The 16,119-nt window shown below is 64.4% G+C and carries 13 protein-coding genes; 5 read left to right on the top strand and 8 right to left on the bottom strand.

Annotation, left to right across the window (positions count from 1 at the left end; genetic code table 11):
• Positions 1 to 22 precede the first annotated feature (22 nt).
• Both Q7T52_RS04010 and Q7T52_RS04005 read left to right on the top strand, forming a co-directional pair.
• On the top strand, positions 23 to 970 hold the full coding sequence (locus Q7T52_RS04010; RefSeq protein ID WP_304799624.1) for a sce7725 family protein: 948 nt from the start codon (positions 23 to 25) through the stop codon (positions 968 to 970).
• Positions 971 to 1,129: 159 nt separating this feature from the next.
• Positions 1,130 to 1,453, top strand: a complete 324-nt coding sequence (locus tag Q7T52_RS04005; protein WP_304799622.1) for a hypothetical protein — start codon at positions 1,130 to 1,132, stop codon at positions 1,451 to 1,453.
• Positions 1,454 to 1,776: 323 nt separating this feature from the next.
• On the opposite strand, the gene Q7T52_RS04000 is transcribed toward Q7T52_RS04005, so the two are convergent.
• The 5 genes from Q7T52_RS04000 to Q7T52_RS03980 all read right to left on the bottom strand — a co-directional run bounded on the left by Q7T52_RS04000 (position 1,777) and on the right by Q7T52_RS03980 (position 9,956).
• Positions 1,777 to 3,534: a hypothetical protein gene (locus Q7T52_RS04000; RefSeq protein WP_304799620.1), complete on the bottom strand. Its 1,758-nt coding sequence runs from the start codon at positions 3,532 to 3,534 to the stop codon at positions 1,777 to 1,779.
• A gap of 205 nt (positions 3,535 to 3,739) precedes the next feature.
• Positions 3,740 to 4,876 (bottom strand): DNA cytosine methyltransferase, encoded by a 1,137-nt coding sequence (locus Q7T52_RS03995; protein ID WP_304799618.1) that lies wholly within the window; start codon positions 4,874 to 4,876, stop codon positions 3,740 to 3,742.
• Positions 4,877 to 4,952: 76 nt separating this feature from the next.
• Positions 4,953 to 6,821 (bottom strand): DEAD/DEAH box helicase, encoded by a 1,869-nt coding sequence (locus Q7T52_RS03990; RefSeq protein ID WP_304799617.1) that lies wholly within the window; start codon positions 6,819 to 6,821, stop codon positions 4,953 to 4,955.
• Positions 6,818 to 9,049 carry a hypothetical protein gene (locus Q7T52_RS03985; RefSeq protein WP_304799615.1) on the bottom strand — a complete coding sequence of 744 codons (2,232 nt, stop codon included), beginning with the start codon at positions 9,047 to 9,049 and terminating at the stop codon, positions 6,818 to 6,820. The genes Q7T52_RS03990 and Q7T52_RS03985 overlap by 4 nt, the downstream gene beginning before the upstream one ends.
• A gap of 418 nt (positions 9,050 to 9,467) precedes the next feature.
• Positions 9,468 to 9,956 carry a very short patch repair endonuclease gene (locus tag Q7T52_RS03980; RefSeq protein WP_304799613.1) on the bottom strand — a complete coding sequence of 163 codons (489 nt, stop codon included), beginning with the start codon at positions 9,954 to 9,956 and terminating at the stop codon, positions 9,468 to 9,470.
• 238 nt (positions 9,957 to 10,194) lie between these two features.
• Between Q7T52_RS03980 and Q7T52_RS03975 the strand changes: the two genes are divergently transcribed.
• Positions 10,195 to 11,073 (top strand): hypothetical protein, encoded by an 879-nt coding sequence (locus Q7T52_RS03975; RefSeq protein ID WP_304799611.1) that lies wholly within the window; start codon positions 10,195 to 10,197, stop codon positions 11,071 to 11,073.
• 578 nt (positions 11,074 to 11,651) lie between these two features.
• On the opposite strand, the gene Q7T52_RS20600 is transcribed toward Q7T52_RS03975, so the two are convergent.
• Both Q7T52_RS20600 and Q7T52_RS03965 read right to left on the bottom strand, forming a co-directional pair.
• Positions 11,652 to 12,077 carry a sigma factor gene (locus Q7T52_RS20600; RefSeq protein ID WP_370692288.1) on the bottom strand — a complete coding sequence of 142 codons (426 nt, stop codon included), beginning with the start codon at positions 12,075 to 12,077 and terminating at the stop codon, positions 11,652 to 11,654.
• A gap of 71 nt (positions 12,078 to 12,148) precedes the next feature.
• On the bottom strand, positions 12,149 to 12,808 hold the full coding sequence (locus Q7T52_RS03965; RefSeq protein ID WP_304799609.1) for a sigma factor-like helix-turn-helix DNA-binding protein: 660 nt from the start codon (positions 12,806 to 12,808) through the stop codon (positions 12,149 to 12,151).
• An 841-nt stretch (positions 12,809 to 13,649) separates the two neighbouring features.
• Here Q7T52_RS03965 and Q7T52_RS03960 point away from each other — a divergent pair.
• Positions 13,650 to 14,366: a TIGR02391 family protein gene (locus Q7T52_RS03960; RefSeq protein ID WP_304799607.1), complete on the top strand. Its 717-nt coding sequence runs from the start codon at positions 13,650 to 13,652 to the stop codon at positions 14,364 to 14,366.
• 59 nt (positions 14,367 to 14,425) lie between these two features.
• Here the strand turns inward: Q7T52_RS03960 and Q7T52_RS03955 are convergent, their stop codons facing one another.
• Positions 14,426 to 15,244 carry a GIY-YIG nuclease family protein gene (locus tag Q7T52_RS03955; RefSeq protein ID WP_304799605.1) on the bottom strand — a complete coding sequence of 273 codons (819 nt, stop codon included), beginning with the start codon at positions 15,242 to 15,244 and terminating at the stop codon, positions 14,426 to 14,428.
• Positions 15,245 to 15,443: 199 nt separating this feature from the next.
• Between Q7T52_RS03955 and Q7T52_RS03950 the strand changes: the two genes are divergently transcribed.
• Positions 15,444 to 16,046, top strand: a complete 603-nt coding sequence (locus Q7T52_RS03950; RefSeq protein ID WP_304799603.1) for a hypothetical protein — start codon at positions 15,444 to 15,446, stop codon at positions 16,044 to 16,046.
• Positions 16,047 to 16,119: the final 73 nt, after the last annotated feature.

The following is a 16,119-nucleotide window of genomic DNA, read 5'->3' as shown; positions in this document are numbered from 1 at the left end:
GTAGTATGGATATCCGTCCACGATGGAGACTCCGTTGCCCTACTTTCCGTACCTGTACGCACGCCAAGCCGAACTGCGCGCCCTCGACATCACCGCCGGTCGGTTCGGGACTCCGCAGCAGATCTGGCCGATCCTCGAGCCCGTCGTACAACCCGACAAGCTCCGCCGCACCCTGACTCGGCTGACCACCGCCGGACTCGGTGCCTACGTCATCGTGAACCCGGCACTCGACAAACTCTCCAACGCCGCCGCACAAACACACTGGGCGGCGACAATCCACCCACAGATCGCCGCCTCCGCCCATCTGCGCCCAGCATTCAAAGAATGGCCCGGAACGACCGTGGCCGAGATTCAGGCCTTCGCCACAGCCCATGGCGCCGACCCGGTCGCAGTCGTACTCGCCACCGGCAAGCTCAACCCGACCGCCCTGGCCGCCGCCCTCGCGGGAGCCAACGTCACCGTGTTCGCCACCTCAGCGAACGCACACGCCCTCGCGACCAGCATCGGCCCGTCGATCCAGGTCATCAACAACTTCAACGCCCAGGCGAGGAACTCCGACTACAACGGCGCAGAATGGTTGGCCAACAACCACCTCGGCGCGACCGCCAGCTCGGTCGGTTTCTCGGACTACACGATCCTGCCCGGCGAGTACAGCAGCGGCGGCGGCCCCGTCGGCGCCGCCGCCATCCACATCACGTTCAAGGAGACGGACGACTCGTTCTGGGTCGAGCACTTCGTCTCAGACGAAACCGACCGCAACATCGGCACCTTCCAGACCAAACTCCTCGAAGCGGTCGCACACTTGAACGCTCAGATCGCAGCGACGCCAGGGCGGTTCACCGCCACACCGACGATCGCCACCTACCTCACGTACCTTGCCGGTACGTCACCGACAAACCCTTCGGGGAACAAGTCGCTGCAGATCAGCCACCACCTGCATATGGTCGCGGACTACATGGGACTCCCGTGATGAACACGATGGCCGCGGCACCAGGCATCAGCTGCCCGGCCGCAGGACGCGTCGAGACCGGTATGTGGTGAGAATCCGTCCAGTCGGACGCATGTCGGCGAGGACCGAGTATCCGGACATCCGTTGCGCCACCGGCCGCCTCCCTGGAGGGAGATCTTGATGACCTGCGAACGCCGTCGGTTCATCATCAGAGCGGACGCTGAAACCCAGGTGACGACCATCTCGGCCGGTAGCGAGGTCATCGTTCGATGGATCGAACCCGACCCGGCCCAGTTTGCCGACAACGTCATGGACCCGGAGAGGATCGACATCGTTGGGATCGGCGACGACCGGTATCTCAGCTCTCACGTCGGAGACGGACGCGTCCAAGTCCTGCTTTGGCAAGATGGCCGAGCATCCCCCACAGATCACTTCGACCTGTCATACGTCGAGTTCGCCGCGGCCTTCCACACGTTCCGAGAAGCGGTTCGTTCGGGCCACTGAAGTGGGCTTAAAGAGGGTCGATGACTGGCTGGAGCAGGTGCCGATTTAGGCCACTCCCTGGAGGCAAGGTCGCTGGTGACAGACCGGGCCTCACGTTGAGGGTCGGACCTGGCCGCGTAAACTGAGATCCCGCCGAACGACTCGCGCCGGTCTCGCAGTTCAGGCAAGCACCGCATTCAACGAGTTCATGCAGTCGGGGCCGAAATACTGGCGCCGCTGGATGGGGAACGCAGCAAACGGATCCGAGAGGCGGGTCCAAGGTGCCGAACTTCGGGCGTGCCCCGTGCAAGTCGGGGTCAGATTTGGCGCTGAGCCTGCCGCTCCTACGTCCACCCGTGACGGGTCCGGCGGTTCGAAGGCGGAGTAGGTCGCTCTCCAATCATCTGTATAGCGGGATAATGGATCGAGAGGGCCTCGACGCGGACTGTCTGCTGGGCCATTTCGAAGTCGATGCCTTCTCGCGGCAACGGAAAGTTCGTTAGACGCTCGAGCAGGTCGTCGAGATGGTCGGCCGGGAGAAGTTGCTCGACCAGCCGCAACGACGTAGTGCGGATGTCAGGAAAGTTGATGTCCCGACTGTCGAGTTGTTGTGCTGACCCCACCCACCACGAGGTCCGAATCCCGGCGAGATCTGTCGGAATCGTGAACCCTGGCGGCCAAGAGACCGCCGCGCCGCCGCGGATCGCGTCGCGGAGCCGGACCAACTGCGAGGCGCCTTTGCTGAACTGTGCGTCGGTCTTATAGCTCTCGTCGAGGGTGGCCGCATCGACTGGCCATTTCGTCTCGAACACGACGAGAAGCCGCCGCCGGGCGTCCCAAGCAATCTGGTCGAGATCTCCGAGCGTCCTGCCGCCTGCATCCCGCACCTTGACCCCTTCTGCGACCTGAGACCCAGGGACGGCGCGCAGGCGCTCGGACCAGCGAGACGAACGACGTCCTAGAGCGTTGCCGAGACGTCCAGCGATACTCGGGTCCGCGGAGGCTGCGCGCAGGAGAGTGCGTTCGTAGCCGATCGGCGAGACGATCTCGGAGGGGATGAGGAACTTGCCGTCGTTGGGGATGAGCGGCGCCGACAACGGGCTCCTTCCCGTGACGAAGGTCAGCATGCGAATGAAGGCCTCGGCGGCGTCCCGGTCGACCCGGGACGCCAAGGCGCGGGCGAGGTGCTCGCGGCGGATGCCCCATAGGAGGGCTTCTGGAGTGCCAAAGTGGAAGGCACCGAGTTCGTTGAGGTGAAGTTGAGAGAGCAGAAATGAATAGCAAGTACGGGCGTCAGCGAATGTGATCCCACCGAGATCGGTATCGGAAGCGATCGTGGTGCCTTGATCGATCAGTCTGGCTTCGGTGTGACGCCAAGCGCGAGTCCGCAAAGCGACTGGGAAACGGTTCATCAAGTCGAAGGCCTTCGGGTGCCGCGGTCCCAGTCCGGGTGCGTCAGGTGGTGCGAGCCGTCGCGCGTGGAACCAGGAATCGATCGGGTCGAGGCGTGAGGTGGTTGAGTTCGAGGATGTAGCCCATTCGGCGGGGGGAGCGTCATTGACGGTGACGTAGCCGAGGATGAGGTCAAGGGCCTCGATTTCAGGGCGCCGAGTGTTGTGAATCCAGACGTGCCGACCATCAGAGCGCCGAACGGTCATGTCGCCGGTGCGCAACCCAAGGCGAATCGGATCGAGCTCCCACCAAGAGCTCGACGCCTCGACGGCGGATTCGTAGTCGGCGACGCGTACGGGCCGACGCCCGTCCCCTCGCTGACGCCTGCGCCCACTGTGACGCTTGGGCCGAGGTTCGATGGTTGGCGGGTCCTCGGCTGCGCTCATGTGGCCGAATTCAGCATGCCAACTGACGAGCGTGGCGGCGTTGTGCCGCCACCGGTCGCGGCTTTCGCTGCGGCTCTCGTGTTCAACTTCGTCGATTGCCGGGCGCGTAGGAGGGATTCCGGAAAGTAGCAGGCGTTCTTCGTCTTGCAGTCGGCCCAGCGTGCTTTGTGCCAGCAGTCTGGGCAGCGCTGCTGGTCCGTCACGCCAGATAAGGAGATGACGGGGGACTGTGTCGATGGACCCCGCGAGCTCTCGTGCGTCCATCCTTGAGCTTTCTGCGCGTGGGACCGGGTCCCGGTGCGGATCGGGCGCCCGCGGGCCGCAGGTTGGGGGCTGACCCCGTCAACGTAGATGCCAGTGACCTGGTCCGGGGCCAACAAGAGGAAAGGCAGCCCAGAGATGAGACTTCGATTCGGGGCTGCGGTCAGGTCGGACTGGACTTGGGGTCAGACCGTTAGCGCGTGAGGCATCACCACCCGTGCAACGCGAGGATGATCCGCTCTGAGAGCTGAGGTGGGACTGCGTTGCCGATCATCGTGGCCAGGTCGCTGCGCTTCTGGACCTCACCGAACCGGAAGTAGTCAGGGAACCCCTGTATGCGTGCTGCCTCATGCGCCGTCAGAGCACGCTTCTGCCCAGGATGCATGTACCGGCCCTGACCGATGCTTCCGAAGCCGCTCGTAATCGTCTGGGCGGGCTCGTCCCACTTCAGACGCCCGTACATGGAGACGTAGGAATGCAAGCCCTGATGGCACACGGGCCGCAACTCATTGGGCAGGTCGTGATTACCAGAGTCCACCAGGTACTGCATGCGCTCGGAGTTCGCCGGACTTGCCTTGGGTGGCGTGTCCCAACCGACGCCCGACGCGGTCTCGAGATCCTTGATCGCCCAACGCAGGTCACGGACCGGCGTCGGTTCGGCGATCAGCCCCTCAAGGACTGTCGCTGGAGAATCGGTCGGTTTCTTGGTGGCAAGTAAGACATGACGCTTCCGTCGTTGTGCCACACCCAGGTCGACGAGCGGGATTACCTGGTCGTGCACCTCGTATCCGAGGGCTTTCAACTCGACCCTTGCGATCTCGACGACATTCGAGCCGTTGAAGGTGTCGTGGAGGATGGCGGGGACGTTCTCGATGATGACCGCTGACGGGGCGAACACACGGGCAGCGCGAACCATGTAAAGGTACAGCGCGTTCTTCGGATCGTTGCGCCGCGTGTGGTTGTTCAGGTTGCTGTGTCCCTGGCACGGCGGGCCACCCAGGAGCACATCGACGCGCCCGACCCTGCGTGCGTGGCGGGTCTCGCCGTCGGTCAATTCGGGTGCAGTCCAAACTGACAGGACTTCTTCGACCGGCTTGGTTAAGACACGTCGCGCTGCGGCGAAGTTCGATCGATACACCTGAGTAGCCGCCGCTTCGAAGTCGACCGCAAGCCGCACGTCGAGCCGACGACGAAGAGCGGTAGCGGCCATCTCTGCGCCCAACGACAGCCCTCCACAACCAGCGAACAAGTCGACCACCTTGAGCGTTCGCGGTCGCAGGAGATCGACAGTGGGCTTGGCTTTCGCGCGGAGCGGATGCTGCTGCTCCCGCTCCGCCGTCGTCACAGGCCGACGCTACTCGAGCACCGAATTTGGACGCAATCCGGGCGGTCCTGGTGACACCACCCTGAGGCACTCGCCCCTAGTTGCCAGCGTCCTCAAGCGCGGTCGTATCCGTGGTCTCTCTTCGAAGGTGGCCTACGAGTCCCGTGATGTCGGACTCCGACATCGGCCGTACGGCCGGAGCGGCCTCGTCAGGCAGCGCGAGACGTCGAAGGGCCGGATCATTTAGGACCTGATTCATTCGATCGACCTTAAGACGCAACCGCCGATCGACATCCTCATCGATCGTGTCCTCCGCAACGAGCACTCTCACTTGAGCCGTCGTCCCCTCAGGCATCCCAACTCGATGGGTCCGGTCGATCGCCTGCAGAAACAGGCCAGCGTTGTAGGAGCGATCCAGGTGGATCTGCGACTGACACACCTTGTGAAGGCTGACGCCCTCACCCAACGTCTGCGGAGTGGCGATGAGGACGAAACAGTCCGGGTCTTCTCGAAAGCGACGCAGCTCACGGACCCGGTCGGTCGGCGCACCCGGATCACTTACCGGCACCTCCCCGGTCACCACTGCGGGGGCGAACGGTTCTAGAACACGTGCGAGCTCGTGGACGTTGCCGATGAAGTTGGTCCACACCAGCAACTTGTCTCCACGTGCCCGATGTTCGGCCGCATGGTGTGCCACACGAAGGATCTTCGTGGGACGCACCATGGACGAGAGCCCAGAGAGCGCTGCCATGACCGTATCGGGAAGGTCCGGGGAGTCCCTCCAGTCCAAGGTGGCGTCCCCTGAGCCACCCAATAACAGGGCAGGGTTGGTCGCCGTTGCCAGCAGGCGCGTTGTGGACGTAGAGGCGATGGCCGGGAAGGCTTGTATCAGGCTCGTGCGGTGCGAAAGGTCAGACGTGAACGCGTCATAAATGGCGCGATGAGTCTCGTCCAGCCTCACCCGCTCAACCTCGATGACGGCGTCAGCGAGGTCGAGGTCATCCTTCGTGATGCGTACCCATGTGCGGTCGGCGTTGAGGCAGGCCGGATCTGCGAGCCGGTCACCATGACCCGGCCAGACAAGGTCGAGCACAGCTGCCAGGTCCGCTCGACCGTTCGGCATCGGGGTGCCGGTGAGTGCGTACCTTGCGGTTGCGAGGCTTGCGACATCGCGAGCTCCGATCCCGTGGAGGCCGTCCTCGCCCTTCTTGGCGCGGTGCGCCTCGTCGAAAACGACCATGAGCCGATGCCCATGCGACCACCCGTCGACTGCGGCACGCGTTGCGCCCATGGCCACGCGTTCATAGTTGTAGACGACGACGTCGCTCGATCTCCTCGGAGAGGTCGGAGCGACCTCGATACGAGGGCGGCGCGGCTCGTTGAAGCAATCCTTTGTCTCTTCGGTCCATGCCTCATATGCGCTCGCGGGTGCGACCACGAGCATCCGGTCCACGACTCCGGCTCGCCGCAACAACGCGAACAGGGCGAGCGTCATCGTGGTTTTGCCACTGCCCGGGACTGAGAAGTTGGCGCCGTGGCCAACTGCCGTCAGGCGACTGACGGCGGTCATCTGAGCTGGCAGGAGACGACGGCTGAAACCGGCGGCATGGAGATCGTTCTCGATCTGCTCGTGTGGCACCGACGGCGCTTGGTCGCCGATGAGGAGGGACGATAAGGCCGCTGCGAGGTCGATGCTTGCGTCTGTGGTCGCTCTTGCAGTGGTCGACCAATGCCACGGCCACAGGCGGGCGGGCCAGGGTTCGACGAGTACCTCGTGCAGCAGGTGCGCCTGGTCTACCGGGACAGCGATGGTCGTGGCCCCGATCTCCGAACCGCGCGCGAACATCAGCAGTCGCTGGGCGATTACGGCCCAGGTCGGAGCGGGCATGCCGGGGGGCGACTCGACGAGGAGTCGCCCCCCTTCACGATCGATCGAACCGGAGGTTTGAGACGACACGTCACTCATCGACTGATGCGAGCAGCGGCCCTCGCGTAGGCCTTGCCGGTCGAGAAGAAGTCGTTGAGCCGGAGCAGCTGCTGCAGCGCGTCTTCTGCGGTCTGCTCGTTGATGCCCACTACCTCGTAGAGGGGGTCTTCTTCGGGTGAGTCCTCGTCACGCTCGACCTCAAGGATGCTGTCCGGGGTCTCTCCGCGCAGAGCCTCCGACTCATCGACGCATGCCTTGACCTGGTCGGCGAGTTCCTGGAGGCGACGCGCGAACTCGGCCTGGGGAGTTTTGCTGGGGTCGCGGTTGCTGCCCAACCACATGCCTCGCAGCATGATGTCTCCGAGCACCTCGCGCGACTTTCGGTCGAGCGGAGCGGTCGGCTCAGCAGCGGCCGTGAGCGCGCTGATCGCGTCGTGAAGCTGGTGAATCCCATGCTCGTGTTGAATCATGCGTTGCAGGAGGACGCTGGGGTCCGAGGCCTTGACGTCGGCGGACTTACCGCCGCCGCCTCGTCCGGTTTGCGTCAGCGCTTCGCCGCTGGCGATCAGCCCCGGGTTGGCGATCAAAGCGACCGCTCCCAGGGCGGCGAGCGCTCGCTGGGCGGGCCCGGCATTGGAACTTCCATCCTGGCCAGCGGCCCGGCGCTCGGCCTGGGCGTCTTCAGCCAAGTGGGCGACGGGTCGCATGAGCTGAGTGGTCCAGGGGACGCCCGTGTGGTCGCTGGTCTTCCAGAACCAGTTGGAGCGGAAGGTCGCGGCGAGCGCTGCAGCGATGGTCGCTTCGTCGCCGGTGCTGTGGAGGTGTAGTGCTGCGATGGCCTGCGCCGCGGCGACCTTGGCGCGCTGGTCGGGGTGCACCCTGGTGCTGTTCTGACGCAGAAGGCGGTTGACGACGCTTAACGACGGTTCGCGGTCGTGTTCGGTCGCGGCTACAGCGTCTTCGGCGGTCATAGCCGCCATTAGGCGGGTGGCAGAGATCAACCGGTTGCCCGCCGCTCCGTTGCCGTCGACGTTGGGACCGGCCCAGGGCAACGTCTGCTCGCCCAGCCACGCCGATCGTTCTGCCTGAGAGACTCGACGCTGTGCGAGTAACTCGTCGATGACGCCGATGGCGACTAGGCCGTGCACGTCGGCTTCTTGCCAGGCGTCCTTCATTTTGCCGGGGACGTGATAGCTGCGGATGAGTTCCTGGATGGTCGCCGAGACCGGGTTTCGTTCTTGTGCCGTGGTGACGGGGTCGGGCTGGACTCGCAACGTGAGGTTGACCGGCATCGTTCGCATGAGCTGAAACGCCACGGCTGCGGGGTTGTGCTCGGCGACGTCGTTGAGCCAGACGTCCTGGTCGGCCCCGGGGAAGTACCCCGCGGCGGCTGTTGTCTTGAACCGCAGTGCTTCCTCCAACGCGCGGACGTCGTCGGCGTCGTAGTCACGCAGCCGGGCGCCGCCTCCGTCGAACCAGTGGGCAGTGGCGAGGGTATGAACGGATCGCAGGGCGAGAGCGTCTAGGCCGAGCAGCGATGAGAACAAGCGCTGTGCGCCTTCTGCGGCCTCGGCTACCCAGGCCGACCCGGTTCCGGAGACGAGTTGGGTGAGCATGATGTCGGGCGGCTCAAGGACCCCGAACTGGACGATGCTGTCGATGCGGCTGCGCTTCTTGGGATCCGCTGAGGTGTAGGAGTCGAGCTTCACGAGGTGACGTTGAGCATTGATGATCTGCAGTACGGCCTCGGCGTCGTCGACCTCCATGACAGGCAAGTCGTAACGGTCGTGGTCAACCGCAGTGGTCAGGAGCTTGGTGTGGCCGCCGAGCGCGGATCCGAGTCGCCGCAGTGCGCGGCCGTTGGTCAGCCATGGCAGGACGAGCGGGACGTTGACCAGGAATCGCACCTGGTGGAGAACCCCGAACTCGGTTCGCTTTGTCTGCGGAGCCGACAGAAAGGCGTGGTTGCGGTCGGTGTCGGCGTTGAGGGCTTCGATGAGCCTGATGAGACCGAGATCGACGTCGTCGGGGTCGATGTGGTGGATCTCGGCGAACACGTCGCGGAAGCGGCTGCCGACCTTTGTGAGGCCTGCCCCGTCTGACTGCCGGGTGCTGCTGCGTTCCGGTCGGAAGGCGATTGGCCGGAGCGGGCGGCCCTCGAGTCGGCTGGCGGGGGGTGCCAGATCTGGATCGCTGAGCGGGTGCAAGACCGCGCTACTCGTCTGGCTGAGCGAGGACTTGGCTGTGCGGGTGATGTTGCGGGACACGTTGACCTCCTGGGGTCGACGAGCCCGTGCCGGTGATCGGCGGGACGGTCAGAACACACCGCAATGTGCTCTGGGTATGAAAAAGCCCCTCCGGTCGGACCGCTACCTAGGACGGGAGCATCGAGACAGTCTGGCTGCGCCGAAACTCCGTGCACCTGGGTGAGGCACGAGCAGATGGATATTGAACCTTGAGGGTTCACTGCCGTATCCGCCTTGTCAAGGCCACCTTTGAAGTTGCACCCGCGTCGCGTCCGCACCCGAACCGGTCCTGCCCAAACGAAGAACCCCGGCGGAGACAACGCCAGGGCGAACGAATAGCTGGCACTGTTGCTGGTCGTCCTGTGCACTCTACGCGGGCTTTGCAGGACACGTTGTCGTCCGGCTGACCAAGGCGCCACCACCGCCTAGTGGCACGGGGCTACCTCCATGCGCCCCGAGCGCGCACGCACCTTTCGACCTCGGAGGCCACCAAATCCGGATCCTCGTGTTCCCAGAACCGTAGCGGCAGCCACCCAGCAGCTTCGAGTGTCCGCACTACCCGTTCATCCCGCTCACGGTTCGCTGCAAGCTTGGCGGCCCAGTAGTCCTGGTTCGACTTGGCCACGGTGTGGTGTAAAGGGCACCCATGCCAGAAGCATCCGTCGATATACACGGCTACCCGCGACCCCCGAAACACCAGGTCGGCACGGCTGCGAACTGTCGGGATGGGCGCCTTGTCGACGAGGTATCGCAACCCTCGAGCGTGCAGCCGACTACGGACCCGCAACTCGGGCTTCGTGTCGCGCCTCCGGTTGCCGAGCATGACCTTCCGGGTCGCAGGACTGCTGGCCCACGAGCCAGAAGGTGAGCTCGTCGCATCTTTCGATGATGCCTGTGGTCGTCGACCACCCGGCCCGGGACGAGACATGTCGCGACCGTACGCCGAGAGCAAGCCCTCCCACTTCACCCAGCATGGCTACGACAGCAACACGGGTTGCCTGAGGATGGAGCGGGCTGAGCGGGTGGCCCTCCCGCCCCGCCGATCGCAGATCTCGATCCAGCTCAGACCATGCGGACTCTGCCGAATGCTCGAAATTTCTGTGGACTCACGCGGTCCGTCCGGGCCGCAAGAGGTGTGTCGGCCAGGAATCTGCGAACGTGGCCAGATGGTTCCCGCTTCGTTCTACAGCGATCGCACCGGCGGAACGGTGCCCCGCACCGCTACAGAGGTTCCCGACTCGACCTGGCGGGGACTTCACAGCCTGGTGAACGTCAAACTGGACGCGGACTGGTTCGCAGAAGCGTTCCCCGAACCGTGCCCCGACGGACGCGGAACCATCGGAACCAACCGTACGAATTTCTTCGATACGGTTCAGGCACTGGTCCCCTCGCTGCCCTGGCCTGCGCCGAAGGAGGCACCCGCGACGGCGACGATCTTCGACCTGATCGAGTTCGCGGCCCAGCGCGTGTCGAAGCCTTCAAAGGCCCGCTACCACCCGTTCTTCAGCCATGACGAGCTCAAGTTCGATCGTGCGGCCGGACGTTCGAGGTATCGCGATGAGGTCAACGAGCTCCTCTCTCGCGGCGGTGTGGCTTTCGAGCTTCGAGCCGACCTGACGATCGCCCGTCTCGGCCCCCCGGAAGGGCGACAAGTCGTTGCCGACCTGATGCCGGACACCGGCGATGCGCGACTGGATGAGCTCATCGTGGAGGCCCGCACTCGTTTCCTATCACGCCACCCCGATGACCTGCGGGCAGGGCTGGAGCGACTGTGGGACGCGTTCGAACGGCTGAAGACGCTGGAACCGGGCAGCAACAAGGCGCTACAGGCGAAGGCACTGCTCGACCGGGCGGCCTCCGGCTACATGCGCGATGCCCTCGACGCAGAGTCCCGCAATCTCACCGAGATCGGCAACCGAATGCAGATCCGCCACTTCGAAACGAATAAGGACCACGTCGAAGACCTTGAGGTGGACTACCTCTTCGTGCGAATGGCGGGCTTCCTGGTCCACGTGCTCCGCGCGACCGGTCGCCTCGCCACCTGAGCACCACAGGGTCCCCACGCGTGACGCGTAGCGCAGGCATTCATCGAGTTCCTCCCGACCCGGGTCGCGGTCCCTGACGACGCCCACCTGCGTCTCGCGATCTCCGTGTGCCGCTCTGACGGCAAGTTCGAGCCGGGCACCTTGAAGGTCCACGGTGACTCGGCGCTGCTCCTGCCGACAGTTCAGGCCTCAGTCGACTGAGCAGGGACCACGTCGGCTGACCGAAGCCGACCCACGAACCCCCGGGCACCTTGAAGGCCCGGGGCCCTCGTGCGCGGTAGGGGGGCGCACGACGAGGGAAGCGTCGGGCCGGGCGGAAACGCCCGGTCCGACGTTTTGTGCGATCGAGGCTAGGGATCGACGAGCAGCTCGGATGGCCCGCCACGATTCGGAACCTTCCCAGGCAATCGAAGTAGCGAAGGCGGACCCCGGCGGGTCAGCAAGTGCGCAGCGCCTGCCAACAATGCGGCCGCTCACGCCCGGCGCCCAGCCTGCTGAGCCGCCCTGCACGGTTCAGGTTGGGCCGCCCCATCCCAGTACGTGCGTCAAGCTCGCAATTGGAGGCAGGACGCCCGTCGTCACGCCCCAGGGCCTCCTTCGATGAATTCCTGAACGAGTTCCCGCTGCCATGGATACCCGCTCTCGGTCTTCACCTCGGCGGGCTTTGGAGCGCGGTCTTTGAGTTCGAGGTTCGTCAGGCAGACGTTGGTGGCGATCCGGTAAAGCCAGGTGCGCACCGAGCTGCGGTTGCGGAAAGTAGAGCTGAGCGTCCAAGCCCGCATGAACGTCTCTTGCACCAGGTCCTCAGCCTCCTGCGCGGACCCGCTCATCCGGTAGCAGTGAGCCGTCAGCTCGCCCTTGAAGCGGCTCACGAGCAGGTTGAAGTCGGTGAGTTCTGTCGGCAGGGCTTCGGGCTGGGCGACAGCCGTGGCGGGGACGGCTTCCTCGACTCCACGTCGCATACCGCGGATCCGAGTCAGAGACGCGCGCTCTGCCAGCTCCACGTTTGCTGGCTCGGCGAAGGAAGCTCCCGCGACCAAAGCGCGATCTGGGGCAATGTCGGACTCTATTGGGCTCATGCCCGCCTCCGTCCTGGATACCGCTCGTCGAGAGCAGTGCGGGCTCTGGCTAGTTGGCTTCGGACCGCGCTGGGTGTGATCCCGAGTATCGCTGCGACCTCGGTCTTTGAATAGCCCAGCGCAATCAGTACTACCGTCTGCTGCGTGATGTCAGGAAGCTGCTCTAGGAGGTCCTCCGCCTCCTCATCTAGGTAGAACGGCGGGGCATCTCTTCCGGCGGCTATGCCGCTGGGGTTCGTCAACAGCTCAGTCATCGAGGTGGGGTCCACGAGTATGTCGCTTCGGCGCAGATACCCAGGGAGCCATTGCTTGTAGCTGTCCTTGAACTCTTGGATGCAGGTGCCGACCAACCATTGAACGAGGGTCGCGCCCCCTTCCGGGTTCCACTTCGAGCTCATCAGAGCGTCGCGGAGGAACCGTGCCCAAGCCCGCTCGACGACGTGCCACGCCAACAGGTCCAGGTCAGAGGGGCACGCTCGCAGTTGTCTCAGTCCGGCCGTCGCACTTGGGACGGGGCGGCCCAGCCGGGCGCACTCGTCGAACATCCGTCCCGTCAAGACCATGGCCTTGACGCGCTCGACCGCCGATCCGATCAGTAGGTCTGCACCCAGGTCGAATGGCTCTCCCGAGTAACCAGCCTCCTTCACGGCAAGCACCCAGACACCATCGCGCTGCAGATTGAGCGCATGCTGGTCTGCTGGCTCAGGGCCAGAGCTTCCCCTCAATGCACCGGCTGTCGTCATCCCGTCCCCGTCGTCGCTGCTCCTGCGAAACTTATAGGGGCAGTCGCTCGCGCAAACGTCCCTCCAACGTAGGAAAACCTTCAGTCAAGTTTCGTGGGACAGATGTCGCTTGTCCCGGCCCTAGTTGTTGTAGAGGCGCACGGGACGTGGCACGAAAGCCGACACAAGTCAGTTGGCTCGCCCCTGAACCCTCAACCATGAGCGCAGAAGGAGACGATGATGGTCAAGCGCGAAGTGCTCTATCGCCTGCTCATCGAGCGGGAGAAAACCAACCGCGCACTGGCGCTTCAGGGCTGGGGGCCAACGCTCCGCCTCAAGGTACTGAGGAGCTCCGGTGCAGTTGCAGCCGTTGTCGGAGGCGGCGCGGGAGTCGGGGTTCTCATCCGCGAGCTCGTTCGACTTGTGACCTAGAGCAAACTGGCACGTGAGGGACGCCCCGGTTCGGACAGTCGGTCAGTTCAACCCTCCGCCCTCTCCGTCCACGAGCTGCGGCGGTGACGAGAGTGGAACGCCTCAAATGCAGTCAGCACAACTGATCCAACGAGGCGGCCGACAGAGCTCCTAACTAAGGAGCAAGGTCGCCCCGCCGCCCTCTGGCGACATCGCGGTCGGTGAAGCGTCTCCCATCCACACCAGTACGCGGGTCTGACCGTCAAGCGGCCGGATAAGTGGCTCGCGAGCCTCCGTCCGAGTCGGAGCCGGGCTAACGCAATTGAGTGCCGGTGACCTCGTGCATGCTGTCGGAGTGACTCGCATGGACAAGACCTGGGCTATCGGTGAGATCGACCTCTTCCTATCAATCACCACTCGGGTAGTCCCCGACGACCGAGCAAGCGCGGCCTACATGGGCACGGTCCAACGTGGCTCATCAACAGACGCCGCGGCTCAAGCCCATGTGGTCGAGCAAATCATCGACCGCGTCATTCCGGGTTGGCCCAAGGAACCCGCTGTCGCGCAGCGACGTCGCTGGACCCACTTGCAGGAGTGGGCGGCGAGAGCTCGGCTTATGTTGACGCGCGAAGACGAGATCCGAGACAGGCTCGGCGACGACGCGCCAGAAATGGACGCGTCAAGGTTGCACCCGTGGGTTTGGGAGGCTGCAGCTCCCTACTGGCGAACCGGACACCACGCCGTGGCTGTCACCCAGTCCGCGATTCGGGTCAACACGGAGGCACAGGCGAAACTAAGCCGTCGCGACATCTCTGAGGGAGACCTCTTTGCCCAAGCGTTCACTCTCGATGCGCCCAAACCCGGGGCACCTCGCCTACGCCCGATGCAGGACGACGGAAGCAAGACTTACCAGAGCGTTCACCGTGGCGCTCGAACTCTTGCGGAAGGTCTGTACGCAGGGATCCGCAACCCCACGTCCCACGAGATCGTGGTCGTCGACGAACAGGTCGCGTTGGAGCAGCTCGCCGCTTTCAGCGTCCTAGCGCGGTGGGTGGACTCCGCCACCGTTGAGCGGGCGTGAGCGTTGGCCGGGAGGCGCGACGTGTGCCGGAATGTCGATCACAGGTTTTGCTACGGCACTTAGTTGTAGTTCAGGCCGAACGGTTGTCGGGTCATGAGTGCGTTCTTGTAGTGAGACTCGGCGGCGTACACGACTTCGGGGTCCACAGACGGCCCGAACACGCGTAGCAGACTGTAGACGAAGTGCTCGGCGTGAAGGGGGTCGTCGCGGAACAGGCTGAGCAGCTCCTTATTACCGCCGTGCCCGTTGCCTGCGTACTGCGACCAGCGGCCGAGGATGCGTTGGCCCCCAGCGGTTTGGCCGACATAGTGGCGGCCGTCGCTGGAATCGGTCATGAGGTAGATGCCTTGAACCGACTCCAGCGCGGTGCGCCAGTGTTGGTAGAGCGGGTCGTTGACGACCGTGCGTAGCTGCGCCTGGGTCAAGATGAGGGAGTCGAATCCAGGGAACGGTTCGGCGACCGGGTCGGCCAGGGACACCACTTCGCCCTTGGCTGCGGTGGGGCCGTACACACACCAGCGGCGTGGGTTGGACCAGGTGATGGTCAGCCGTTGTCGGTAGGTGTCGAGCAGGTCGGTTTCTTGCAGGTCGAAAGTGCGGCCCTCGAACCCATCCTCGGCAGTCCAGCGTTCCACTTCGCCGTGGTTGTCGTAGACGGTGATCAGACGAGCGTTGCGGCCTTCACCGATGCACACGATCCAGTAACGCGGCGGCTTGGCTGGGAACGCCTTGCCGTCGACGCCCTGCCGTGAGGTGTAGAGAAGCAACTTGTCACGGTCGGCGAGGTCCTCGGGTCCGCGAAGGTGGTCCGCATCGGTCTTGAACACGTGCCTGATGACGATGGCGTCCTCGGCGGCGATACCGGCGGACTCGAGCACGTGACTCAGCCGCAGAACCCCATGGCCTGAAGCTGCCCGGCCAGGCTCGACGACGGCGGTCCCGGAATCAGGTGTCGTGTCTCCGTGCATGGAGACCATCGTCGCAGCATCCACAGGACGTCGACAGAAGTCAGCGTGCTGACCGCTGACACCCGTGCCCGTTGCCGTGGCGCCCGGGTCTGTCGCCCTACGATCAGCCGTGCCGTCATTCGAACTGCTCCCGGAGGAGCAGCAGTTCCTGGATCGGATTCTCAGGCAGGCCGCCGGATCACGGTCCTTCGGCGCAAAGGATGAATGGCTCTTCGACGAAGTCCTCGACGGGGTCCCGCAACGCAGCGAGGACGACAGCGCACAATCTGGATGGCTCAATGCGTGCCGGACGATCGCTCTGACCGCTGTCTCTGAACGTTGCCTGGCGCCTCGCGCGGCTGATAGGGCGCTGTCTAGGGCTTGGAGCCTGGACAACTCGCCGGAGGCAGCGATCGGTACCGACGACTGGGTGGCGGCGTTCAGGGTCGTCGGTTTCACATGCGACCCCGACGAGCCGTTCGAGCAGCCGACCTCGCCCACACAGGTCTGGCGTGGAGCACCGACTGAACGTGCCCGTGGGTTGGCCTGGACGACCGACATTCATGTTGCCGCTGACTTTGCTGGTGCCACGGCAGGCGCAAGCCGTGGCGGGGTTTGGACGACGGTCGTCCCTCCGCAACTGGTGCTGGCCCGCTACAACACTCGTGCTGAGGATGAATGGGTCATCGATGCCCGCGAGCTTCAGTTGGAGCTGTACACACCGTCCATATGAGCCTGTCGTCGTCGAGCACGGCCGTGGCGCGGTCGTTCATTCTGATTGACTGGGCACGTGAATCCCGGTCTCG

It is taken from the genome of Nocardioides sp. (genome assembly GCF_030655615.1).
Taxonomy (GTDB): domain Bacteria; phylum Actinomycetota; class Actinomycetes; order Propionibacteriales; family Nocardioidaceae; genus Nocardioides.
Note: the sequence above shows the minus strand (reverse complement) of the source record. Positions and strands in the feature narration are given on the sequence as shown.

Excerpts from the sequence above, each read along its gene's own strand:
- Q7T52_RS03975 (WP_304799611.1), top strand. The coding sequence starts at position 10,195 with ATGGTTCCCGCTTCGTTCTACAGCGATCGCACCGGCGGAACGGTGCCC.
- Q7T52_RS03960 (WP_304799607.1), top strand. The coding sequence starts at position 13,650 with ATGGACAAGACCTGGGCTATCGGTGAGATCGACCTCTTCCTATCAATC.
- Q7T52_RS03980 (WP_304799613.1), bottom strand. The coding sequence starts at position 9,956 with ATGTCTCGTCCCGGGCCGGGTGGTCGACGACCACAGGCATCATCGAAA.
- Q7T52_RS04010 (WP_304799624.1), top strand. The coding sequence starts at position 23 with ATGGAGACTCCGTTGCCCTACTTTCCGTACCTGTACGCACGCCAAGCC.
- Q7T52_RS03990 (WP_304799617.1), bottom strand. The coding sequence starts at position 6,821 with ATGAGTGACGTGTCGTCTCAAACCTCCGGTTCGATCGATCGTGAAGGG.
- Q7T52_RS04005 (WP_304799622.1), top strand. The coding sequence starts at position 1,130 with ATGACCTGCGAACGCCGTCGGTTCATCATCAGAGCGGACGCTGAAACC.
- Q7T52_RS04000 (WP_304799620.1), bottom strand. The coding sequence starts at position 3,534 with ATGGACGCACGAGAGCTCGCGGGGTCCATCGACACAGTCCCCCGTCAT.